The sequence below is a fragment of the Sphingomonas sp. NBWT7 genome (assembly GCF_014217605.1).
Taxonomy (GTDB): Bacteria; Pseudomonadota; Alphaproteobacteria; order Sphingomonadales; family Sphingomonadaceae; genus Sphingomonas.
The window spans coordinates 1,608,777-1,632,939 of sequence record NZ_CP043639.1; the positions used below are offsets into that span (position 1 = coordinate 1,608,777).

At 67.9% G+C, this 24,163-nt stretch carries 16 protein-coding genes; 4 read left to right on the forward strand and 12 right to left on the reverse strand.

The window, feature by feature from the left end; translation table 11 throughout:
• Positions 1-132: 132 nt before the first annotated feature.
• Together rpoB and rpoC are read left to right on the forward strand one after the other, a co-directional pair.
• Positions 133-4,284 (forward strand): DNA-directed RNA polymerase subunit beta, encoded by a 4,152-nt coding sequence (rpoB, locus tag F1C10_RS08035; RefSeq protein WP_185209960.1) that lies wholly within the window; start codon positions 133-135, stop codon positions 4,282-4,284.
• 71 nt (positions 4,285-4,355) lie between these two features.
• Complete coding sequence (rpoC, locus tag F1C10_RS08040) at positions 4,356-8,636, forward strand: DNA-directed RNA polymerase subunit beta' (protein WP_185209961.1); 4,281 nt, start codon at positions 4,356-4,358, stop codon at positions 8,634-8,636.
• 76 nt (positions 8,637-8,712) lie between these two features.
• Here the strand turns inward: rpoC and F1C10_RS08045 are convergent, their stop codons facing one another.
• The 5 genes from F1C10_RS08045 to F1C10_RS08065 are packed head-to-tail and all read right to left on the reverse strand — an operon-like array spanning position 8,713 to position 13,007.
• Positions 8,713-10,014: a chloride channel protein gene (locus F1C10_RS08045; RefSeq protein ID WP_185210144.1), complete on the reverse strand. Its 1,302-nt coding sequence runs from the start codon at positions 10,012-10,014 to the stop codon at positions 8,713-8,715.
• Positions 10,015-10,037: 23 nt separating this feature from the next.
• Positions 10,038-10,607, reverse strand: a complete 570-nt coding sequence (locus tag F1C10_RS08050) for a GNAT family N-acetyltransferase (RefSeq protein ID WP_258043131.1) — start codon at positions 10,605-10,607, stop codon at positions 10,038-10,040.
• Positions 10,604-11,407, reverse strand: coding sequence for a LysR family transcriptional regulator (locus tag F1C10_RS08055; RefSeq protein WP_185209962.1), 804 nt, complete (start codon positions 11,405-11,407; stop codon positions 10,604-10,606). Before F1C10_RS08055 ends, F1C10_RS08050 begins: the two co-directional genes overlap by 4 nt.
• Positions 11,404-11,802: a Co2+/Mg2+ efflux protein ApaG gene (gene apaG, locus F1C10_RS08060; RefSeq protein WP_185209963.1), complete on the reverse strand. Its 399-nt coding sequence runs from the start codon at positions 11,800-11,802 to the stop codon at positions 11,404-11,406. The genes F1C10_RS08055 and apaG overlap by 4 nt, the downstream gene beginning before the upstream one ends.
• On the reverse strand, positions 11,799-13,007 hold the full coding sequence (locus F1C10_RS08065) for a PLP-dependent aspartate aminotransferase family protein (RefSeq protein ID WP_185209964.1): 1,209 nt from the start codon (positions 13,005-13,007) through the stop codon (positions 11,799-11,801). Before F1C10_RS08065 ends, apaG begins: the two co-directional genes overlap by 4 nt.
• Before the next feature lie 123 nt (positions 13,008-13,130).
• Between F1C10_RS08065 and F1C10_RS08070 the strand changes: the two genes are divergently transcribed.
• Positions 13,131-14,393 (forward strand): glycosyltransferase family 39 protein, encoded by a 1,263-nt coding sequence (locus tag F1C10_RS08070; protein WP_258043132.1) that lies wholly within the window; start codon positions 13,131-13,133, stop codon positions 14,391-14,393.
• 2 nt (positions 14,394-14,395) lie between these two features.
• Here F1C10_RS08070 and F1C10_RS08075 read toward each other — a convergent pair whose 3' ends face one another.
• From F1C10_RS08075 to uvrC, 6 genes are all read right to left on the reverse strand, one after another.
• A complete protein-coding gene (locus F1C10_RS08075) occupies positions 14,396-15,496 on the reverse strand; it encodes a glycosyltransferase family 2 protein (protein WP_185209965.1) in 1,101 nt (366 codons plus the stop codon).
• Positions 15,493-16,536 carry a 3-isopropylmalate dehydrogenase gene (gene leuB, locus F1C10_RS08080; RefSeq protein ID WP_185209966.1) on the reverse strand — a complete coding sequence of 348 codons (1,044 nt, stop codon included), beginning with the start codon at positions 16,534-16,536 and terminating at the stop codon, positions 15,493-15,495. The genes F1C10_RS08075 and leuB overlap by 4 nt, the downstream gene beginning before the upstream one ends.
• Before the next feature lie 46 nt (positions 16,537-16,582).
• Positions 16,583-17,314: a DNA repair protein RecO gene (recO, locus tag F1C10_RS08085; protein WP_185209967.1), complete on the reverse strand. Its 732-nt coding sequence runs from the start codon at positions 17,312-17,314 to the stop codon at positions 16,583-16,585.
• A 33-nt stretch (positions 17,315-17,347) separates the two neighbouring features.
• Complete coding sequence (locus tag F1C10_RS08090) at positions 17,348-18,238, reverse strand: GNAT family N-acetyltransferase (protein WP_258043133.1); 891 nt, start codon at positions 18,236-18,238, stop codon at positions 17,348-17,350.
• Complete coding sequence (locus tag F1C10_RS08095; protein WP_185209969.1) at positions 18,235-19,182, reverse strand: polysaccharide deacetylase family protein; 948 nt, start codon at positions 19,180-19,182, stop codon at positions 18,235-18,237. The genes F1C10_RS08090 and F1C10_RS08095 overlap by 4 nt, the downstream gene beginning before the upstream one ends.
• 65 nt (positions 19,183-19,247) lie before the next feature.
• The gene (uvrC, locus tag F1C10_RS08100; RefSeq protein ID WP_185209970.1) at positions 19,248-21,167 is read right to left on the reverse strand and encodes an excinuclease ABC subunit UvrC; all 1,920 of its coding nucleotides are present in this window, start codon (positions 21,165-21,167) and stop codon (positions 19,248-19,250) included.
• Positions 21,168-21,292: 125 nt separating this feature from the next.
• On the opposite strand from uvrC, the gene F1C10_RS08105 reads away from it, so the two are divergent.
• On the forward strand, positions 21,293-21,634 hold the full coding sequence (locus F1C10_RS08105) for a hypothetical protein (protein WP_185205284.1): 342 nt from the start codon (positions 21,293-21,295) through the stop codon (positions 21,632-21,634).
• Between the two features lie 18 nt (positions 21,635-21,652).
• On the opposite strand, the gene F1C10_RS08110 is transcribed toward F1C10_RS08105, so the two are convergent.
• Positions 21,653-24,148 (reverse strand): ABC transporter permease, encoded by a 2,496-nt coding sequence (locus F1C10_RS08110; RefSeq protein WP_185205286.1) that lies wholly within the window; start codon positions 24,146-24,148, stop codon positions 21,653-21,655.
• Positions 24,149-24,163: the final 15 nt, after the last annotated feature.

The following is a 24,163-nucleotide window of genomic DNA, read 5'->3' on the forward strand; positions in this document are numbered from 1 at the left end:
TGTCGAACGGATAGGAGCTGCCGGTTTCATAGACGCTTCAAGGCTGCCGTCGTTCCGCTGAGGATCGTGACGTGCGGCCTTTTCGCGTCTTGTCCTGCGCCCGGACGAATTTGACCAAGGCAGTATAGCTACATGGCGACCAAGGCGATCGAATACGGCACCGCGAAGCGCCGCATCCGCAAGGTGTTCGGCAACATCCACGAAGTGGTGCAGATGCCGAACCTCATCGAGGTGCAGCGCGAAAGCTACGAACAGTTCCTGCGGTCCGATCCTTCGATCGGCTATGTCTCGGGGCTCGAGAAGACGCTGCGCAGCGTGTTCCCGATCCGTGATTTCGCAGGCACGGCGGAGCTCGATTTCGTCAACTACGAGCTCGAGCCGCCGAAGTTCGACGTCGAGGAATGCCGCCAGCGCGGCATCACCTACGCCGCGCCGATGCGCGTCACGCTGCGCCTGATCGTGTTCGAGGTGGACCCGGAGACGGAGACCCGCTCGGTGCTCGATATCAAGGAGCAGGACGTCTACATGGGCGACATGCCGCTGATGACGGGGAACGGCACGTTCTTCATCAACGGCACCGAGCGCGTGATCGTCAGCCAGATGCACCGCTCGCCGGGCGTGCTGTTCGATCACGATCGCGGCAAGACGCATGCGTCGGGGAAGTATCTGTTCGCTGCGCGCGTGATCCCGTATCGCGGCTCGTGGCTGGATTTCGAGTTCGACGCCAAGGACATCGTCAACGTCCGTATCGACCGCAAGCGCAAGCTGCCGGTCACGGCGCTGCTCTACGCGCTCGGCCTCACCAGCGAGGAAATTCTCAACCAGTTCTACAACCGCGTCACCTATGTGCGCGGCACCGGCGGCTGGCGCATTCCGTTCGCGGCGGAGAATTGGCGCGGCGTCAAGCCGACGTTCGATCTCGTCGACGCGAACTCGGGCGAGGTCGTCTTCCCGACCGGTACCAAGGTCACCCCGCGTGCCGCCAACAAGGCGGCGAAGGACGGCCTCACCGACCTCCTCATCCCGACCGAGGAAATCTACGGCCGCTACTCGGCCTATGATCTCATCAACGAGCAAACCGGCGAGATCTACGTCGAGGCCGGCGACGAGATCGGCCCCGACAATCTCGAGAAGCTCGATAAGGCCGGCATCGACCGGATCGAGCTGCTCGACATCGATCACGTGACGACTGGTCCGTGGATCCGCAACACGCTCAAGGCTGACAAGGCCGAGGAGCGCGAGCAGGCGCTGTCCGACATCTACCGCGTGATGCGCCCCGGCGAGCCGCCGACGCTTGAGACGGCGGAATCGCTGTTCGCCGGCCTGTTCTTCGATCCCGATCGCTATGACCTGTCGGCGGTCGGCCGCGTCAAGCTCAACATGCGCCTCGACCTCGACGCCGAGGACACGGTGACGACGCTGCGCACCGAGGACATCCTTGCGGTCGTGAAGACACTTGTCGACCTCAAGGACGGCAAGGGCGAGATCGACGACATCGACAACCTCGGCAACCGCCGCGTTCGGTCGGTCGGCGAGTTGCTTGAGAACCAGTATCGCGTCGGCCTGCTGCGCATGGAGCGCGCGGTGAAGGAGCGCATGAGCTCGGTTGACGTGTCGACCGTCATGCCGAACGATCTGATCAACGCGAAGCCGGCGGTCGCCGCGGTGCGCGAGTTCTTCGGCTCGTCGCAGCTGTCGCAGTTCATGGACCAGACCAACCCGCTGTCCGAAGTGACGCACAAGCGCCGCGTCTCGGCGCTCGGGCCGGGCGGTCTGACGCGGGAGCGCGCGGGCTTCGAAGTCCGCGACGTTCACCCGACGCACTACGGCCGCATCTGCCCGATCGAGACGCCGGAAGGCCCGAACATCGGCCTGATCAACTCGCTGTCGACCTTCGCGCGCGTCAACAAGTACGGGTTCATCGAGACGCCGTACCGCCGCGTCGTCGACGGCAAGGTGACGGGCGAGGTCGTGTACCTCTCCGCGATGGAGGAGCAGAAGCACACCGTCGCGCAGGCCAACGCCGAAGTCGACGCCGACGGCCGCCTCACCGAGGAGCTGATCTCGGCGCGTCAGGCGGGCGAGTTCCTCATGGCTCTCCCCGAGACGATCACGCTGATGGACGTCAGCCCGAAGCAGCTCGTCTCGGTTGCCGCCTCGCTGATCCCGTTCCTCGAGAACGACGACGCGAACCGCGCGCTGATGGGCTCGAACATGCAGCGCCAGGCGGTGCCGCTGGTCAAGGCCGAGGCGCCGTTCGTCGGCACCGGCATGGAAGAGACGGTGGCGCGCGATTCGGGCGCGGCGATCTCGGCCAAGCGGGCGGGTATCATCGACCAGGTCGACGCCAGCCGCATCGTGATCCGCGCGACGGGTGAGATCGACGCCGGCAAGTCGGGCGTCGACATCTACACGCTGATGAAGTTCCAGCGCTCGAACCAGTCGACCTGCATCAACCAGCGTCCGCTGGTGAAGGTGGGCGACGTCGTGCGCGCGGGTGACATCATCGCCGACGGTCCGTCGACCGAGTTCGGTGAGCTCGCGCTCGGCCGCAACGCGCTCGTCGCGTTCATGCCGTGGAACGGCTACAATTATGAGGATTCGATCCTCATCAGCGAGCGTATCGTCAAGGACGACGTCTTCACCTCGATCCACATCGAGGAATTCGAAGTCATGGCGCGCGACACGAAGCTCGGGCCGGAGGACATCACGCGCGATATCCCCAACGTCGGCGAGGAAGCGCTACGCAACCTCGACGAGGCGGGCATCGTGTACGTCGGTGCCGAGGTCGAGCCGGGCGATATCCTGGTCGGCAAGATCACGCCGAAGGGCGAGAGCCCGATGACGCCGGAGGAGAAGCTGCTCCGCGCGATCTTCGGCGAGAAGGCGTCGGACGTGCGCGACACCTCGCTGCGCCTGCCGCCGGGCGTTGCCGGTACGATCGTCGACGTGCGCGTCTTCAATCGTCACGGCATCGACAAGGACGAGCGCGCGATGGCGATCGAGCGCGAGGAGATCGAGCGCCTGAAGAAGGACTCGGACGACGAGCGCACGATCCTCAACCGCGCCACCTGGTCGCGGCTGCGCGAGATGCTGATCGGCCAGACCGCCACGGCGGTGCCGAAGGGTGGCCCCAAGAAGGGCGCCGTGATCGATCAGGACATGCTGGACAGCGTCGACCGTCACGAATGGTGGAAGTTCGCCGTCGCCGACGACAAGACGCAGAGCGATCTGGAAGCGGTCAAGGTCCAGTATGACGATGCCGCCAAGCTGATCCGCGAGAAGTTCGAGGATCGCCGCGAGAAGCTCGAGCGTGGCGACGAGCTGCCGCCGGGCGTGCTCAAGATGGTCAAGGTCTTCGTCGCGGTGAAGCGCAAGCTGCAGCCGGGCGACAAGATGGCCGGCCGTCACGGCAACAAGGGCGTCATCAGCCGCATCCTGCCAGTCGAGGACATGCCGTTCCTCGCCGACGGGACGCCGGTCGATCTCGTGCTCAACCCGCTGGGCGTGCCGTCGCGCATGAACGTCGGGCAGATCTTCGAGACGCACCTCGGCTGGGCCGCGCGCGGTCTCGGCCAGCAGGTCGCACAGCAGCTCGAGGATTGGCGCGAAGCGAACCCTGACGCTGCGGCGGGCGCGATGCCCGAAGCGGTCAAGGATCGCCTCAAGACGATCTACGGTGAGCATTACGCCGACGAGATCGAGGCGCGCGACGCGGCGGGCATCATCGAACTGGCGAACAACCTGAAGCCCGGCATTCCGATGGGCACCCCGGTGTTCGACGGCGCGGTGGAGCAGGACGTCGCCGACATGCTCGCGCTCGCCGGGCTCGACTCGTCGGGCCAGTCGGACCTGTTCGACGGGCGCACCGGCGATCAGTTCGACCGCAAGGTGACGGTGGGCATCATCTACATGCTCAAGCTGCACCATCTCGTGGACGACAAGATCCACGCGCGTTCGATCGGGCCGTACAGCCTCGTCACCCAGCAGCCGCTGGGCGGTAAGGCGCAGTTCGGTGGCCAGCGCTTCGGCGAGATGGAGGTGTGGGCGCTGCAGGCGTACGGTGCGGCGTACACGCTCCAGGAAATGCTGACGGTGAAGTCGGACGACGTCGTCGGGCGCACCAAGGTCTACGAGGCGATCGTCAAGGGCGACGACACGTTCGAGGCGGGCATCCCGGAGAGCTTCAACGTGCTCGTCAAGGAAATGCGCTCGCTCGGGCTCAACGTCGAGCTCAAGAGCATCGAGGAAGGCGAGGACGGCCTGGCCGAGGCGGCCGAGTAACGCCGCTTCGTTTCGACCGACCTTCCCTCCCCTAGCCCCTCCCGTTCGCGGGAGGGGGATGAGGTAGAAAAATGAACGAACTTACCAATTTCGCGAACCCGGTCGCCAAGCCGGAAACCTTTGACCAGATCCAGATCGGCATCGCGTCCCCGGACCGGATCCGTTCCTGGTCGTTCGGCGAGATCAAGAAGCCCGAGACGATTAACTATCGCACGTTCAAGCCCGAACGTGACGGCCTGTTCTGCGCGCGGATCTTCGGTCCGATCAAGGACTACGAGTGCCTGTGCGGCAAGTACAAGCGCATGAAGTACAAGGGCATCGTCTGCGAGAAGTGCGGCGTCGAGGTCACCGTCTCGAAGGTCCGCCGCGAGCGGATGGGCCATATCGAGCTCGCCGCCCCGGTCGCGCACATCTGGTTCCTGAAGTCGCTGCCCTCGCGCATCGGTCTGCTGCTCGACATGCAGCTGAAGCAGCTCGAGCGCGTGCTGTACTTCGAGGCGTATATCGTGATCGAGCCGGGCCTGACCCCGCTCGAGAAGTTCCAGCTGCTGACCGAGGACGAGCTCCTCGAGGCACAGGACGAATATGGTGAGGATGCCTTCTCCGCCGGCATCGGCGCAGAGGCCGTGCGCATCATGCTCGAGAGCCTCGATCTCGAAGGCGAGAAGACAGCGCTGCTCGAAGAGCTCGCCGTCACCAAGTCCGAGCTGAAGCCCAAGAAGATCATCAAGCGCCTGAAGGTCGTCGAGAGCTTCCTCGAATCGGGCAATCGCCCCGAGTGGATGATTCTCGAGGTCGTCCCGGTCATCCCGCCCGAGCTGCGCCCGCTGGTGCCGCTCGACGGTGGCCGCTTCGCGACGTCGGATCTCAACGACCTCTATCGCCGCGTGATCAACCGCAACAACCGCTTGAAGCGGCTGATGGAGCTGCGCGCGCCGGACATCATCGTCCGCAACGAGAAGCGCATGTTGCAGGAAGCGGTCGACGCGCTGTTCGACAACGGCCGTCGCGGTCGCACGATCACCGGCGCCAACAAGCGTCCGCTCAAGTCGCTGTCCGACATGCTCAAGGGCAAGCAGGGCCGCTTCCGCCAGAACCTGCTCGGCAAGCGCGTCGACTATTCGGGCCGTTCGGTCATCGTGACCGGGCCGGAGCTCAAGCTGCACCAGTGCGGCCTGCCCAAGAAGATGGCGCTCGAGCTGTTCAAGCCGTTCATCTACGCCCGCCTCGACGCCAAGGGTCTGTCCATGACCCTGAAGCAGGCGAAGAAGTGGGTCGAGAAGGAGCGCAAGGAAGTCTGGGATATCCTGGACGAGGTGATCCGCGAGCATCCCGTGATGCTCAACCGTGCACCGACGCTCCACCGTCTCGGTATCCAGGCGTTCGAGCCCGTCCTGATCGAGGGCAAGGCGATCCAGCTTCACCCGCTCGTCTGCTCGGCGTTCAACGCCGACTTCGACGGTGACCAGATGGCCGTGCACGTTCCGCTGAGCCTCGAGGCGCAGCTGGAAGCGCGCGTCCTGATGATGTCGACCAACAACATCCTGTCGCCCGCCAACGGCAAGCCGATCATCGTGCCGTCGCAGGACATGGTGCTCGGGCTCTACTATCTCTCGATGGAGAAGCAGAACGAGCCGGGCGAAGGCATGCTGCTCGCCGACATGGAGGAAGTGCACCAGGCGTTGTTCAATGGCGCGGTAACGCTGCACACAAAGATCGTCAGCCGCGTTCCGCAGACCGACGAGAACGGCAAGCAGTATCTCAAGCGCTACGAGACGACGCCGGGCCGCATGCTGCTGGGCGAAACGCTGCCCAAGTCGCACCGCGTGCCGTTCGAGACGGTCAATCGCCTGCTGACCAAGAAGGACGTCACCGACGTCATCGACGAGGTCTATCGTCACACCGGCCAGAAGGAGACGGTGCTGTTCGCCGACGCGATCATGGCGCTGGGCTTCCGCCACGCGTTCCGTGCCGGCATCTCGTTCGGCAAGGATGACATGCTCGTCGCGCCGGACAAGGACAAGCTGGTCGACGAAACGCGCGATCAGGTGAAGGACTTCGAGCAGCAGTATCAGGACGGCCTGATCACGCAGCAGGAGAAGTACAACAAGGTGATCGACGCCTGGAGCCGCTGCGGCGACCAGGTGGCGAACTCGATGATGAACGAGATCAAGGCCGTTCGCCTCGACGAGGAAACCGGCCGTGAGAAGCCGATCAACTCGATCTACATGATGGCGCACTCGGGTGCGCGTGGTTCGCAGGCGCAGATCAAGCAGCTCGCTGGCATGCGCGGCTTGATGGCCAAGCCGTCGGGCGAGATCATCGAGACGCCAATCATCTCGAACTTCAAGGAGGGGCTGACCGTCCTTGAATACTTCAACTCCACCCACGGCGCGCGCAAGGGCCTCGCGGACACGGCGTTGAAGACCGCGAACTCGGGCTATCTCACCCGCCGCCTCGTCGACGTGTCGCAGGACTGCGTCATCGTCGAGGACGATTGCGGCACCGAGCGCGCGCTCGAAATGAAGGCGATCGTGCAGGGCGGCTCGACCATCGCGTCGCTCGGCGAGCGTATCCTTGGCCGCACCACGGCCGAGGACATCGTCGACGCCAAGTCGAACGAAGTGCTGATCCCGATCGGCACGCTGCTCGACGAGCCGATGGTGGCGCGGATCGAGGCGACCGGTGTTCAGGCGGTCAAGATCCGCTCGCCGCTGGTCTGCGAGAGCAAGATCGGCGTGTGCGGCAAGTGCTATGGGCGCGATCTCGCCCGCGGCACGCCGGTCAACATCGGCGAGGCGGTCGGCGTCATCGCGGCGCAGTCGATCGGTGAGCCGGGCACGCAGCTGACGATGCGCACCTTCCACATCGGCGGCGCGGCGCAGCTCAACGAGCAGTCGAACCTCGAGGCGCCGGTCGACGGCACCGTCGAGTATCGCGACCTGCGTATCATTGTCGATCAGCGCAGCCGGCGCATCGTGCTCAGCCGCTCGGGCGAGATCGCGATCGTCGACATGGACGGCCGCGAGCTCGCGGTGCACAAGATCCCGTACGGCGCGACCGTGCTGTGCGACGATGGCCACATCGTCAGCGCCGGCGATCGTCTGGCGGAGTGGGATCCGTTCACCATGCCGCTCATCACCGAGACGGGTGGTACCGCGAAGTTCCAGGACCTGATCGAGGGCAAGACGCTCACCGAGCAGGTCGACGAGGCGACGGGCATCGCCCAGCGCGTCGTGATCGAATATCGCGCCGCGGGCCGGTCGAAGGAGGATCTGCGTCCGCGCATCACCCTGCTCGACGAGGGTTCGGGTGAGGCCGCGCGCTACATGCTGGCGCCGGGTGCGGTGCTCTCGGTCGAGGACGGCGCCACCGTCTACGCCGGCGACGTCGTCGCCCGCGTGGCGCGCGAGTCGGCCAAGACGCGCGACATCACCGGCGGTCTGCCGCGCGTCGCCGAGCTGTTCGAGGCGCGCAAGCCGAAGGAAAATGCGATCATCGCAAAGGTCTCGGGCCGTGTGGTGTTCGGCAAGGACTATAAGGCGAAGCGCAAGATCGGCATCCAGCCCGAGGACGGCGGCGAGGTGGTGGAATACCTCATCCCCAAGTCCAAGGTGATCGACGTCCAGGAAGGTGACTACGTCAAGCGTGGCGACAATCTGATCGGCGGCAGCCCGGATCCGCACGACATTCTCGAGGTGCTCGGCATTGAGCCGCTCGCGGAATATCTCGTGTCGGAAATCCAGGAAGTCTATCGACTCCAGGGCGTGAAGATCAACGACAAGCACATCGAGACGATCGTTCGTCAGATGCTGCAGAAGGTCGAGATCACCGTCGCGGGCGACACCACGTTGCTTCCGGGTGAGCAGGTCGATCGTGCCGAGATGGACGAGGTGAACGCCAAGCTCGGCAAGAACGAGACGCCGGCGCAGGGCAAGCCGATCCTCCTCGGCATCACCAAGGCGTCGCTGCAGACCCGGTCGTTCATCTCGGCCGCGTCGTTCCAGGAGACCACCCGCGTCCTCACCGAGGCGGCGGTCCAGGGCAAGCAGGACACGCTGATGGGCCTGAAGGAGAACGTCATCGTCGGCCGGCTCATCCCGGCTGGTACCGGCGCGGGCATGAACCGCCTGCGCGTCGCGGCGACGTCGCGTGACGTCGCGCTGCGTGCACAGCAGAAGAAGCTGGCCGATGCGATGATCGTCGCGCCGACCAGCGCGGCCGAGCAGCGCCAGGCGGAGAACGAGCGCAGCGTGCGCGACGACGCCGGCACCGGCGACGATCCACTCGCCTCGGTCGTTCCCTCGGGCGATGGCAGCGATGCCGCCGCGGGCGAGTATCTGAACGACTGATCGCGTCGATCACAACGAACGCGAACGACCCCGCCGGAGCGATCCGGCGGGGTTTCTTGTGGATGTCTTCGATGGCTCAGTTGCCGGCGAACGTCCGCGACAGGCCGTGGTACAGTTTCTCGCGACATACAGCCCGGCTCGCGCCGTCAGCGAGAAACGCCGCAGCGAACATTGGCAGCATCAATCCACGGCTCGCGGTCGTCTCCGCGAGGATGATCACGGCGGTCAGCGGTGCGCGCACGACGCCGGTGAAATAGGCGACCATGCCCAGGATCACGACCGCCTGCGCCGATTCGCCAGGGAAGACCGCGCGCAGCAGGTTGCCGACCCCTGCACCGACCGCGAGGCTCGGCGCGAAGATGCCGCCAGGCAGCCCCGCGACCGCGGTCGCCAGCGTTGCGACGAACTTCGCCGGGCCGAACCACAAGGGCGCGTCCGCCCCGGTGATCATCGCCCGCGCCGCGCCATAGCCGGTTCCCCAGGTGAGCCCTGTCGCGACGCCGAGCACCGCGACGATCGCGCCGCACAGCCCTGCGAACAGTACCGGGCGCGCCTTGCTCCACCGCGTGAGCCGGCTGCCGCCCGTCGCCAGCGCGAGCATTCCCTTGGCGAACAAGCCGCCCGCCAGCCCGCCGCCGATCCCTGCGACGGGAACGACGATCAGCGCACTGGCCAGCGGCAGATGCGCCCCGATCGCGCCGAAATAGACGTAGTCGCCCGCCAGGCTCTGCGCGACCATGCCGGCGATGACGATCGACGACAGCACCATCAACGTCATGCGCTGCTCATAGGCCGCGGCCAGTTCCTCGATCGCGAACAGGATCCCCGCAAGCGGCGTATTGAACGCCGCCGCGACGCCCGCCGCGCCGCCCGCGATGACGACGCTGCTGCGCAACCGTACCCGCATCACGCGGTGGCTGACGTTCATCACCGCTGCGGCAAGCTGCACCGTCGGCCCCTCGCGTCCGACGCTCGCACCGCACAATACCGCACCCATCGTCAGCAGCGCCTTGCCTGCCACCGTGCGCACCGCGATCAGGCCGCGTGCTGCCGCGATCGGCGCGTCGCGCGCTGCCATCACCTGCGGTATCCCCGATCCTCGCGCCAGCGGCACCCAGCGTCGCGTGATCCAGACCAGCGCCATGAAGCCGAGCGGCGTCGTCACCAGCGGCGCCCAGCGCCACCGTCCGGCGAAGCGCGCAAATGCCTCGCCGGCCGCGTCGGACGCCTTGGCGAATAGCACCGCCACGATGCCGATGGCGATCGCGCCCGTGATTACCGCAACCCGCCGCCGGAACAGGATCGATGTCGGCCCGCGGGACCGCAGCAGCGCGCGTACGCGTCGTGGGGTCCAGCGGCGCGGCAACCGCGGTGGCATCGTATCGTTTGTCACAGGCCCTTCTAGGCCGATGCGGCCGCCGGCATCACCCCTGTCGCGCCGTTGTTGTTCGACGCCGGCCACTCATCGCGCAGCAGCCCCCAGATCACGCTGTCGCGCACGCCGATATGCGTCTCCCACTCGGCGCGCAGCAATCCCTCGCGCTGAAAGCCGAGGCCGACGAGCAGTGCGATCGATCTCGCATTGTCGGGATCGGTATCTGCGAAAATCCGCCGTGCCCCTTGCGCGAACAGCAAATCGATCAGCGCCGCCACCGCCTCGCGCGCATAGCCTTGCCCCGAGGCGTTCGCCGCGAGCAGATAGCCGATCTCCATCACGCCGCGCCGCCGCTCGCCCGCCGCCAGCGTGCCGATCGCGCGGCGGGTCCGGGCCTCAACGATCACCCACTGCCGCCACTCGTCGCCGGCGTGCGGCGTGACGTAATCTACCGTCTCCGCGACCGAGCCGTGCGGCGCGCTCGACCAGAAGCGCATGACGCGCGGATCGCGATATGCCTCGTACAGCGCGGGCGCGTCCGATGCCGTCGGCGCACGCATGATCAGCCGCGCGCTGGCGAAGGTTTCCGCGTTCAATCCGCGCCCAGTCCGGCGAGCGCCTCGACCAGCGTCTGCACCTTGCGCTGGCGCCACTGCGGCAGCGGCGCGACCAGCCAATAGCCGAGCCGCGACGGTCGCGGCTCGCCGACGGTGACGACGTGGCCGACCGCTAGATCGCGCGCCGCGAGCAGCTCGGGCACCGTTGCGCGCCCCAGCCCTTGCGCCGCCGCGTCGAGCGCAAGGCCCGCGTCGCCGACGCGTACCAGCGCACCCGCATCGTCGTCACCGCTGCCCGGCCACGCGATCGCAACCCCCGCGCCGCCGCCCGGCCGCTCCACCGTCACCATCCCCTCGCTCTCGATCGCCTCGCCCTCGTGCACGCCCGGCCCCTCGCCCCACGTCACCGCCAGGTCGAGGTTCGCTTCCGTGAAGTCCGGCGCCTGATCCGCCGCGACCAACACGAAGCGCAGCTCGCCGTCCGCCCGCGCGATCTCGGCAAGGCGCGGGAGGAGCCACTTCTCGGTCAGGTCGCGTGGCGCGGCGATCGTCAAAGACTTCGACGATTGTCCGGCCTGCATCGCGCGCACCGATTCCTCGAACTGCAGGAAGCCGTGGCGCAGCGGCCCTAACCCCGCCTCGCCCTCGGGCGTCAGCTCGAGGCCCTTTGTGGTCCGCCGGAACAGCACGACGCCCAGCGTATCCTCCAGCGCGCGGATCTGCTGCCCCACTGCCGCCGGCGTCACCGCGAGCTCGTCCGCGGCGCGCGTGAACGACAGGTGCCGCGCCGCGGCGTCGAGCACGCGCAGGCCGTTGAGCGGCAGATGCGTGCGCTTCATTCGGCCACCGCCGGCGCGACCAGCGCGAACTTCGGGATCGCGACGTCGAACAGCGCGCCGTCCTCCCCCATCATGCGATAACTGCCCTGCATCGATCCCGCCGGCGTCGCGAGCGGGCAGCCCGATACATAATCGTAGCTCGATCCCGGCGCGATCAGCGGCTGCTCGCCGACGACGCCCTCGCCCTCGACGGTGTGTCGCGCGCCTCGTCCATCGGTGATTATCCAGTGCCGCGTCAGCAGCTGCGCTGCCTGCGCGCCGTCGTTCTCGATGCGGATGTGATACGCCCAGAACCAGCGCCCGCGCGCGGGCTCGGACTGTTCGGCGAGATAGCTCACCGACACGCGCACGGTGATCCCCCGCGTCGTCTGCGACGAGGGGAAGAATGCCTTCACAGCCCGACCGTGGTCAGCGCGCGATCGAGGTCGTCGATCACGTCGGCCGGATCCTCCAGCCCGACGTTGAGCCGCAGCATGCCCTCGGTCACCCCCATCTCCGCGCGCTTCTCCGGCGCCACGGAATGGTGCGTGGTCGAGGCGGGGTGCGTCATCAGCGAGCGCGAATCGCCGATGTTGTTCGAAATATCGACCAGTTCGAGCGCATCGAGCAGGGCGTGTGCCTGTGTCCGCCCGCCGTCGAGCTCGAACGCGAAGATCGGCCCCGTCATTTCCATCTGGCTCATCGCCAGTTCGTGCTGCGGGTGGCTCGGCAAGCCCGGATGCAGCACCCGCGGCACGCGACCTTCGAGGAACGCGCCGACCTTCAACGCATTCTCCGCCTGCCGCCGGATGCGCAGGTCGAGCGTCTCCAGCCCCTTCAGCACCACCCAGGCGTTGAACGCCGACAGCGTCGGGCCGGTGTTGCGCGTGAAGGGCAGCAGCGTGTTGTCGATGAAGTCCTTCGTCCCGCACACCGCGCCTGCCAGAACGCGCCCCTGGCCGTCCATCATCTTGGTCGCCGAATAGGCGGTCACGTCGGCACCGAATTCCATCGGCCGCTGCAGGGCAGGCGTCGCAAAGGCGTTGTCGACGACGCTGGTGATACCACGCTCGCGCGCGATGCCGCACACCGCGCGCAGATCGACGACGTCCATGGTCGGGTTTGCCGGCGTCTCGAAGAAGAATACCTTTGTCTCTGGCCGAACCGCGTCGGCGAATTGCTGCGGGTCGCGCGCATCGACCACCGTCGTCGCGATGCCGAACTTGGGCAACAGCGTGTCGACCAGCCAGCGGCACGACCCGAACGCCGCGCGGCCCGCGACGACATGATCGCCCGTCTGCAACTGGCACAGCAGCACGGCGGTCATCGCCGCCATGCCCGTCGCCATCGATCGGCACGCCTCGGCCCCCTCGAGCAGAGCGATTCGATGCTCCAGCATCTCCACCGTCGGATTCTGTAGCCGCGAATAGGTCATGCCCTGCTGCTCGCCGGCGAAGCGCGCCGCGGCGTCGCCCGCACAGTCATAGGCATAGCCCGACGTCATGAAGATCGCCTCGGACGTCTCGCCGAATTCGGAGCGGACGGTGCCGCCGCGGATCGCGCGCGTCGCCGGGCGCCAGGTGTCGGTGATCGAGCGGTCTTGTCCGGTACGGCGTTTCATGGCTGCCGCTTTCGGCCAATCGCCCCGGGCTTTCAAGGGCGCCTGTCCTGCGCATCGCGGCTGTGACACAAGCGGGCGGATCATCGGGGGGAAACGCATCTTGTCCATACATCGCAACCGGCGTTGTGGCGCTACGGTGCGCTGCCGGCGCGCCTGATCGGTCTTCCGATGCTCCATCGCCCGCTGCCGCTCGCGCTGCTCGTCTTCCTCGTCGCGGAGGCGCTGTTCGTCATCCGCCTCGCGGTGCCGCACCAACTGGTGTTCGACGAGACGCACTATGTGCCCGCCGCGCGTACGCTGCTCGCACTGTCGGGGCCGGCGAACACCGAACACCCGCTGCTCGGCAAATGGCTGATCGGGCTCGGCATCCGCCTGTTCGGCGATACGCCGTTCGGCTGGCGCATCGCATCGACCCTCGCCGGCAGTGCCACCGTCGCGGCGACGTTTCTCACCGAGTGGCACATGACCGGGCGACGCCGCCCCGCGCTCGTCGCCGCTGCCCTCACCCTGCTCGGCTTCACCGTCTACGTCCAGGCGCGGATCGCGATGCTCGACGGATTCATGCTCGCCTTCCTGATGCTCGCCATCGCCGCCGTCGCGGCGACGCTGCGGCGCGGCGGCTGGTGGCGCTGGACGCTCGCGGCGGCGCTGCTCGGCGCGGCGGTCGCGTGCAAGTGGCTCGCGGCGCCCTATGTCGCCTTCGCCGGCGCTGCCTTCGTGCTGCTCAAGCGACAGGACGCACGACGCTTCCCTGGACTGCGCGCGGTGCCGGCGCTGGCGATCCTCGGCAGCGTCTCTCTCCTCACCTATTTCGCGACCTTTACGCCCGCCTTCTTCTACGCCAGCGAACCGCTGACGCTCGCGCGCCTCCTCCCCTTCCAGCACGACATGTTCGTGCGCCAGACGCAGGTGCTGCCCGCGCACACCTATCAATCGCGCTGGTGGACGTGGCCGCTGCTGATCCGCCCGATCTGGTACCTCTACGAGCCCGCCGACGGCGCGCAGCGCGGCATCCTGTTCATCGGCAACCCGGCCATCATGTGGGGCGGGCTGATGGCCGTCGCTGCCTGCTGGTGGGCGTGGGTCAAGTCCGGCGCGGCGCGCCCGTTCGCCGCCGCGATGCTGTGGACCGGCAGCCTCGCGGTCTGGGCGCTGATCCCCAAAACGCTCGGCTTCTATTACTATTACTATCCGTCGAGCGTCTTCATCGTCCTCGCGATCGTCGCCGCGCTCGATCACTGGCGCGATCGGACGCGGCACTGGGACGTGGCGCTGCTCGCCGTCGCCGCCGCGCTCGCGCTATACTTCTATCCGATCCTTGCCGCGCTGCCGCTCCCCGGCCCCACGGCTTTCCGCACCTGGACGTGGTTCGCCACCTGGGTGTGATCTCAGTAGCGGCCCCAGGTGAAGCGCGACGACAGTGCGTAATTCCATACCGCCCCTACCAGCACCCCAGCGAGTGCCGAGATCGCCCAGGCGCCGTAGCGGAAATCGTAGAGGAAGGCCGCGACGCCGACGTTCGCCACCGCGCCGACCGAGCAGACGACGCAGAACGATACCCAGCCGTCGAGCATCTGCCGCCAGCCACGCAGCCGCCGGTCGCGATAGGTCAGCGCGTTGTTGAGGAAGAAGTTGAACGTCATCGCCGCCGCCGTCGCAACGATCTGCCCAAGCAGGAACGACGCGCCGAGCACGACGTACAGCGCCGTCAGCACCCCCATGTGAATCCCGACGCCGATCACGCCGATCGCGGAGAACATTGCGAAGCGCACCGGGATGACGCGCCCGAACCGGCGGTCGTACAGCGCGATCAGATATTCCATCGCCACGACGTGATCGAGCTTCGACTCGCCCGCGCTGCGCGTCCGGAACACATAGGGCAGCTCGACGAAGCGCAGCGGGCGCCCCGCCGATGCCATGATGTCGAGCAGGATCTTGAACCCGATCCCCGCCAGCCGCGGGGCCATCTCGCGCAGCACCGCGGTGCGCACCATGAAGAACCCGCTCATCGGATCGCTCAGCCCGACGTCGAGCACGCGCTGCGACAATCGCGTTGCGAACGCCGATTTGGCTACCCGGTCGCGGTCCCACTCACCCGTCCCGCCGCCCGCGACGAAGCGCGACCCCACCGCAATGTCGAGCGCCGGATCGTCCTTGAGCGCCGCCAGCATCGCCGGCAGCACCGTCTCGTCGTGCTGCAGGTCGCCGTCGATCACCGCGACGAGCGGCGCGGCAGTCGCGCACATTCCCTCGATGCAAGCCGTCGCCAGCCCGCGCCGCCCGATCCGCTGGATCACCCGCACCCGGCGATCGAGCCGCGCGATGTCGCGCGCCGCGTCGGCGGTGCCGTCGGGGCTGTCGTCGTCGACGAAGATCGCTTCCCAGTTGACGCCGGCGAGCGCCTGGTCGAGCCGCGCGATCAGTACCGGCACGTTGCCCTTCTCGTTGAACGTCGGGATGACGATCGCGAGATCGAGCAGGTCGCTCATAGCGCCGCGCGCACCGCCTCGCCCATCGCCTGCGTCGACGCGGTACCGCCAAGGTCGGCGGTGCGGTGCCCGGCGGCGAGCGCGCTCGCCACCGCCGCTTCGATCCGGTCGGCAGGCTCGGCCAGGCCTAGCGAGTGGCGCAGCAGCATCGCGGCGGAGAGGATCGCGGCGCACGGATTGGCACGATCCTGCCCGGCGATATCGGGCGCGGAGCCGTGGATCGGCTCGTACAATCCCTTGCCCGCCGCATCGAGCGACGCGGACGGCAAGAGGCCGATCGATCCGACGCACATCGATGCCTGATCGGACAGGATGTCGCCGAACAGGTTGCCCGTCACGATGACGTCGAACTGGCCCGGATCGCGCACCAGCTGCATCGCCGCATTGTCGACGTAGAGGTGGGTGAGCGCGACGTCGGCATAATCCGCCGCGGTCTCGATCACCACGTCGCGCCATAGCTGCGAGGTTTCGAGCACATTGGCCTTGTCGACCGAGCACAGCTTGCCGCGGCGCCGCCGTGCCGCCTCGAACCCGGCGATCGCGATGCGCCGCACTTCACCCTCGTCGTAGCTCATCACGTCATAGCCCTCGCGCAGCCCCGCGGGCGTCGTGCGCATCCCCTTCTCGCCGAAATAGACGTCGCCGTTCAGCTCGCGCACGATCAGCAGGTCGATCGCCCGCGCCACTTCGGGGCGCAGCGCGGAGGCATCCTCCAGCCCCGTGAACAGCTTGGCCGGGCGCAGGTTGGCGAACAGCGTCAGCTCCTTGCGCAGCCCAAGGATCGCCTGCTCGGGGCGCAGGTGGCGGTCGAGCGCGTCACATGTCGGATCGCCCACCGCGCCGAACAGGATCGCATCGGCTCGCCGCGCCAGATCGAGCGTCGCGGGCGGCAGCGGGTGGCCGCCCGCGTGATACGCCGCGCCGCCGACCGCCGCCTCCTCGAACGCGAGCCCCAGATCGAGCGCCTCGAGCACCAGGCGCGCCTCGCACGTCACTTCGGGGCCGATGCCGTCGCCGGGCAGGATCGCGATCAGGGCCATGGGGAACTCCGTCAGGGGCGCGCGCCTCTTGCCGCCCCCCACAGCCTCACGCAACCGCTCTCTTGAGGCGATCGATCAGCCGCTCGCGCGCCGCCAGCGTCTCGGCACGGCGATCGACCAGCACGTCGCGCGCCAGGAAGCGCTCGGTGATCGCCAGCGCGGCGAACACATCGGGCCAATCGGGATCGCCGCCGGCGAGAAGGAACGGCGGCAGCGGCATCAGCCGGTTCTCGTAGCCCGCCGCCGCCGCGCGGCTCACCGCCCCGCCGCTTTTGGGGCTGACGTACGCGATGTCCTCGTGCTTCCCCGTCACGACGCAGCGATCGAGCGCGAGGCCGAAGCCAAGCTCCGCCAGCACCAGCAGCTCGTACCTTGCCAGCGCCCCCGCCCAGCCGCGCGCCGCCGGCGCCGCCTCGACCGCGTCGAGCACCGCGGAGAGCGCGGCGTAGAGCCGTGGGTACGGCTGCGCCTCGGGCAGCGCGGCCGCGGTCAGCGCCGCGACCCACGCGATCACCGCCGCGGGCAGCGGCTCGCCGTGCAGCGCCGCGCGGCTGTGCACCAGCTCCACCGTCAGCGCGGGCAGCTGATCGTCGGTCCGCGCGCGCCAGTCACCCAGCACCGCATTACCCGGCTGCAGGATCGGCCGCAGCGCGCGCGATCGCCCGCCGCGCACATAGCCTGGCCGCACCCCGTCGTCGGGCGTCAGCGCGCGCACGATCGCGCCATGTTCGCCGTGCGGCCGGATGGCGAGGACGATGGCGGGCGCGGCAAGATGCATCCCCGCCGGTCTACACGATGGCGGCGCGGCGCGTCAGGCCCGCCGCACGCGCTTGGCAATGCCCTGCAACGCCGGCGCCGCCGCGGCGCGCTTGGCGACGCGCATTGCCGCGTCGAACCCGCCGACCAGCGACACCGCCGCACGATTGGCGAGCGTCGGGCGCAGCAGCAGCAGGTCGCGGCACGCGACGCCCGCGCTCGCCATGCCGCGCTTGTGCTGCCCCTCCCCCTCGGTGAAGTCGAACCGCGCGAAGCGATCGGCGAACAGGTCGCCCAGCGCCGCTTCCATCAGCACGCTGCCGGGCGACAGCGCCGCGAGTTCCGGATCGTGCCCGACATAATCGTAGCGCAGCGTGTCGCCGTCCGCGCCGCACCATAGATACGCCGCCGGTTCGCCGCGTACGTAGAGCAGCCAGGCGCGCACCTGATCCTCGCCCGCTTGCGCGATCATCCGCTGCACCGCCCCGGCATCGCCCGGTAGCCCGGCACCCATCAGCCGCTCCTGATAGGTCGTCTCCGCCAGCGCGCGCGCGACCGGGTGGAAGTCGCCGATTTCGCCCGGGGTGCGATAACGCCGCACGTCGAGCGTGCCGCCGCTCTCCGCCGCCAGCTTGCGCGCCTTGCGTTTCAGCGTCGAGCGCGTCTGTCCCGACAATCCGGCGCGCCACGCCGCCTCGCCCGCCTCGAGATCGACATAGTAGCGCGTGTAGCGCTGCCGCTCGAACCGCACGCCCCGCCAGTCAACTCCCGCCGCCTCGGGCAGCGACGTCACCAGATATCCGTCTTCGCCCGACGCCAGCGGCGGCAGCGCAGGCGCCGAGCCTGCCAGCGCCTCGTCGAGCGACAGCCCGATGCGCCGCAGCCGCCGCGGGATCGAGGCGATCGTTCGCGCGCCGATCTGCAGCCGCAGCGCGCCCGCGCTCACGCTGCGCGTTCCGCGACGAGGTTGGACCACAATTGCGCCGCCTGCCGCTTGCCCCGCCGCCAGGCGCTCGCCGGCAGTGGACGATCGTCACGGTCGAGCGGCAGCGGCGGCCGGTCGGCGAAATGCGCGGTCGGCGCCACGTCGCGCCGTGCGGCAAGCAGCCTGCACAGCGCCTCGAAGCGCCGCACGTGGACACGGTTCGCGGCAACGCCGGCGCGCGTCGCCAGCTCGAAACTATGCCCGACGATCGTCGTCGCGACGTGGCGCTCGGCGATCGCATGATCGATTGCCGCGCGCATCTCGTCGGCCAACAGCGCGCAGATTTGGAAATTGCGCCACCTGCCCGGCCGATCCTCGATCACCGTCACCGGCACCTCGATCACGCCGTTGCGCACCACCGGCGCGATACGCGACGGTGGCAGCCCGATCGCACTCGGCCAGGGATGATGCGCGCCATTGTGGCTCGAATCGTACGTGATGCCGTTTGCCGCCAGCGCCGCCAGCGTGTCGTCGTTCGCCGAATAGCTGCCGCTGCGGAATGCAATCGGCGCGGGCGCCCCCGCCTTCACCAGCAGCGCCGCCGCCTCGGCGAGCATCTCGCGCTGCGCGTTCGCCGACAGGTCGATCAGCTCGAACGAACCGTGTGTCGCGCGATCGTCGAGCGATGCGCCGGCCCAGTTCGGGTGGCAGTGCAACTGCACTTCCTGCCCCGCCGCCAGCACCGCGGCGACGATCCGCTCGAACGGCGCAATTCCGTAGACCTGCGCCGGCATCGGATCGACGAAGAACGTCGCCTTCAGCCCGTGCCGCGCAAGGCAATCGAGCTGCCACGCCAGCCCCACCCCGCCCGGCTCGATCGATCGCGCCTCCACCGTCGCCGCGTCCAGCCCAGCGGCATGGTGCCGCCACGCGAGCTCGGTATCGATGGTGAGGAATACGTACATGCGCCCGTGCCTAGGCCGGCAGGGTGAACAAACGGCAAAGGCGCGTGCGTCCTGTGCGTTAAGCGTCAGCGCGCGTGGTAGAAGTCGTACACCTGCTGCGCCACGCCGGCGCTCACCCCCGGCGCCTTCTGCAGATCGGCGAGGCTCGCGTTGCGCACGGCGCGCGCGGTGCCGAAATGCATCAGCAGCGCCTTCTTGCGCGCCGGGCCGATGCCCGGCACCTCGTCGAGCGGGCTCGCGCCGATCGCCTTGGCGCGCTTCTCGCGGTGCGCGCCGATGACGAAACGGTGCACCTCGTCGCGCAGCCGCTGGAGGTAGAACAGCACGGGCGAATTGACCGGCAGCGTCAGCTCGCGCCCGTCCATCAGGTGGAACACCTCGCGCCCCTCGCGGCCGTGATGCGGCCCCTTGGCGACGCCGACGAGGCACACGTCCTCGATCCCCAGATCCTCCAGCACCGCCTTCGCCGCGTTGAGCTGCCCGCGCCCGCCGTCGAGCAGCACCAGATCGGGCCACGTGTCGCCGTCGCGGTCGGGATCCTCCTCGATCGCGCGCGCGAAGCGCCGCCGCAGCACCTCGCGCATCATCGCGAAATCATCGTCGGTCGCCGCCTGCTTGATGTTGAACTTGCGATACTGGCCCTTGCGGAACCCCTCCGGCCCCGCGACGACCATCGCGCCGACCGCATTGGTGCCCTGGATGTGGCTGTTGTCGTACACCTCGATCCGCTGCGGCGGCTCGGCCAGTTCGAACAGGTCGGCCACCTCGCGATTGAGCTTCGCCTGCGTCGTCGATTCCGCCAGCCGACGCTCTAACGCCTCCTTGGCGTTCCGGCACGCCTGCTCCATCAGCCGCTTGCGCGTGCCGCGCTGCGGCACCTCGATCGCCACCTTGCGCCCGGCGATGCTCCCCAGTGCCTCGGTCAACACCTCGACGTCCGGCAGCGCGCGATCGACCAGCACGGTGCGCGCCGGCGGCACCTCCTCGTAGAATTGCATCAGAAACTGCGTCATCACTTCCGCCTCGCTCACCTCGGCGGTGTGCGTCGGGAAGAAGCTGCGGTGGCCCCAATTCTGCCCGCCGCGGATGAAGAACGCCTGGATGCCGATCACCCCTTCGAGGCAGGCGAGCGCGAAGATATCGGCGTCGCCCACCCCTTCGGCGTTGATGAACTGCGTACCCTGGATGAAGGTCAGCGCGCGCAGCCGGTCGCGCACCACCGCCGCCTGCTCGAAATCCATCGCCTCGGACGCCGCCTGCATCTGCGCGCCGAGCTTCGCCTGCACGTCGGTGGTCTTGCCGGCGAGGAACTTCTTCGCGTCGCCGATCAGTTCCTCATAGCCCGGCTTGTCGATACGCCCGACGCACGGCGCGGAACAGCGCTTGATCTGGTACAGCAGGCACGGCCGGTCGCGCGTCTTGAAGAAGCCGTCGGTGCAGCTCCTGAGCAGGAAAAGCTTCTGCAGCGCGTTGAGCGTGTTGTTGACGCTGCCAGCGCTCGCGAACGGGCCGTAGTAATCGCCCTTCGCGCGCCGCGCCCCGCGATGCTTCTGGATGCGCGGAAAGTCGTGATCGGCGCGCAGCAGGATGAACGGGAAGCTTTTGTCGTCGCGCAGCAGCACGTTGTACGGCGGGCGATAGCGCTTGATCAGCTGCGCCTCGAGCAGCAGCGCCTCGGCCTCGTTGTTGGTCGTCACGATCGTCATCGATCGCGTTTGCGACACCATCCGCTGAAGCCGCTTGGTCAGGTTCTTGATCTGCGTGTAGTTGGAGACGCGGTTCTTCAGCGCGCGCGCCTTGCCGACGTACAGCACCTCGCCCTTCGCATCCTGCATGCGGTACACGCCGGGCTTCAGCGGCAGCGTCTTTACGACGTTGCGGATCGCGGCCACGCCCGCCTCCAGATCGGGCGCGTCGCTGCCACGGATCGCGTAGGTGGCTTTCTCTTCGTTGAACCGGTCGGGCGGGCCGTAGGAACCTTGCATCGTGCGCCGAATCTAGGGACTCGCTCCCGCGCTAGCCACCCCTCTCCGACGATGTTGCAGCTTCACCGCCAGCCTGAACGCAACGTCGCGGGGAACGCGCATCACCCGTAACCCGTTGGGGCGGCATGACCAGCAAACGCGATAGCCACGGCCGCTTCAAGGCCGATCGTTCCAACCGCACCCTTGCGATCGGCACCGCCACTGCAATCGGCGCGATCGCGACCGGGCTCGCCAGCGCGATCCATTTCGGGCTGTTCGACCGCTTCTTCGCCGCGCGTGACGGCCACGCCGCGCCCGATCTTGAGGGCGATCGCCATCCGGGGCCGGACAGCCGCGCGCCCGATCATTTCCGGCCCGATCCCACCGCCCCGGTATCCGCCGCCGATCGCGAGGCGCTGCGCCCCGCTACCGGCCCGGCGCCGGGCTTCGCCGCCGATCGCGGCGGCGTGCGCAGCCAGCCCGACTAATCCCGGCTCGGCGCCGCGCTATTCGTAGCGCAGCGCCTTGATCGGATTGGCGCGCGCCACGCGCCAAGCGTGTCCGGCGATCGTCGCCACCGCGATCGCCAGCGCCAGCGCCCCCGCCAGCAGGAACGGCGTCGGCCCCAGCGCCATGCGCGTGTCGAAGCCGTTCAGCCAGTCGCGCATCACCCACCAGGCGATCGGCCAGGCGATGATGTTGGCGATCAGCACCGGGCGGCTGAACTGCCATACCAGTAGCCGCACGATGTCCTGCGTGCGCGCGCCCAGCACCTTGCGGATGCCGATCTCCTTGGTCCGCCGCTCCGCGGTGAACGCCGCCAGCCCGAACAGCCCGAGGCACGCGATGATCACCGCCAGCCCTGCGAAGCCCGCGAAGATCTTCGCCCGCGCATCCTCCGCCTTGTACAGGTCCTCGATGATCGCCTCGCTGAACTCCGCCTCGAACGGTACGTCAGGCACGATCTGCTTCCACACCCGCTCCGCCGCCGCGCGCACCTGCGCTGGATCACCGTTGTAGCGGATCACCATGTTGCTGGTCCCTTCGCGCGTGCCCAGGAACATGATCGGGTCGAGCGGCTCGCGCACCGATCGGAAGCGCGCATCCTTGACGACGCCGACGACGGTCAGCGTCATCTCGCCGTTGTCGGAGCCAAGCCCGGTGCGCACCGTCTTGCCCACCGCCTCCTGCGCGCTCCGCGCGCCGAGCTTGCGGGCGGCATATTCATTGATCACGATATTGGCGCCGCGGGCGACGAGCGCGCGCACCTCCTCGGGCTTCTCGGGGAAGGACAGCGTCTGATCGTCCATCGGACGCGCCGGATCGAACCAGCGCCCCGCCACCAGCTGCAGCCCCATCGCATCCTTGAAGCCCTGGTCGACGCGGTAGCGGCCGAGCGTGATCGACTGCGGATTGCCCGGCAAAAGCACGCCCGAATTGCTCGCATTCTGCGTCGCGACGCCGATGTCGGTACGGCCGACGGCGACCACGCCCGGGATGCGCTTCATCTGCTCGACCATCTGCTCGCCGCGACCAATCAGCTGATACCGGCTCAGCCCGTCGAGCTGCAGCACGTGATCGCGCTTGTACCCCGAATCGACCGAACGGGCGTAGACCGTTTGGCCGAAGACGATCGCGGTGCAGATGATCAGCCCGATCGAGATCGCGAACTGCGCCACCACCAGTACACTGCGCAGCCGCCCCGTGCCCGGCGTCTCGGCCGACGACTTGTTCGCCTTGAGTACGCTCGCCGGCTGGAAGCGCGACAGGAAGAATGCCGGATACAGTCCGCCGAGCACGCCGACGATCAGCATCAGCGCGATGGCCGGCAGCAGCATCCCGCCCGCGCCGATGTAGTTGAAGGCGAGCCCGGCATCGAGCAACGCGCCGAACGGCCGCACCAGCAGCTCGGCGAGGGCGAGCGCAATGACGACCGCGATCGCGGCGACGAGCAGAGATTCGCCGACGAACTGGCCGATCAGCTGCCGGCGCGTCGCGCCGAGCACCTTGCGCAGCGCCACTTCGCGTGCGCGCTGCCCCGCGCGCGCCGTCGCCAGATTGGTGAAGTTCACCACCGCCATGCCCAGGATCAGCGCGGCGATGATCGCGAAGGTCGCAATCGTCGCGCGATCGTTGCCCGGCGTCATTGCGCCGCCCTGCGTCTTGCCGAGGTGGATATCGGCAAGCGGCACGAAAAGCCAATCGGTCTCGTCGCCGGCATTATAGCGCGTGCCGCCGAAATTCTCGTCGGGGATGTTGCGCTTCTCCCACGCCGGCATCTGCGCGTTGATCGTCGCGACATCGGTGCCCGGCTTCAGCTTGGCGTAGACCCAGCCCGACTGGCAGCCCCAGCAAGTGAGGAAATCGGGCTCCTGCGCGAAATAGGACGGGAAGTCGCGCCGCACCACGGCATTGAGCTTCATGTGCGAGTTCTTGGGCAGGTCGGCGAGCACCGCGTTGATGCGATAATCGTATGTCTTGCCCTTCTGGATCAGGCTGATCGTGCGGCCGACCACGTCGTCGGTACCGAACTGCCGCACCGCCTCCGACTGCGTCAGCACCGCGGTGTCGGGCGCGTCGAGCGCGGTCTTCGATCCGCGCAGCACCGGGAAATCGAACACGCCGAGCAGGTCGCCGTTGACGACGAGATAGTCCTTCGCCGTCGTCACCTGCCCGTCCTTGCTGATCGTCGGGCTGCTGCCGAGCACGTAGACGGTCTTCTCGATCTGCGGGAAATCCTTCCGCAGCCGTTCCTCGGTGACGTAGCTCGCCATCTGCATGAAGAACGGATTGCCGTCTCGCGGTTTGGGAAACCACGTCTGGAACTGATAGGTGTTCTCGCCGTCGGGCACCCAGCGGTCGAAGCTCGTCTCGTACCGGATGAACACCAGAATAAGCAGGCAGGCCGCCATGCCGATCGCGAGGCCGAGCAGGTTGATCAGCGAATAGGTGCGGTTCTTGGCCAATGCCCGGAACGCGACGGTGAAATAGTTGCGCCACATGGCGTCATCCTCCCC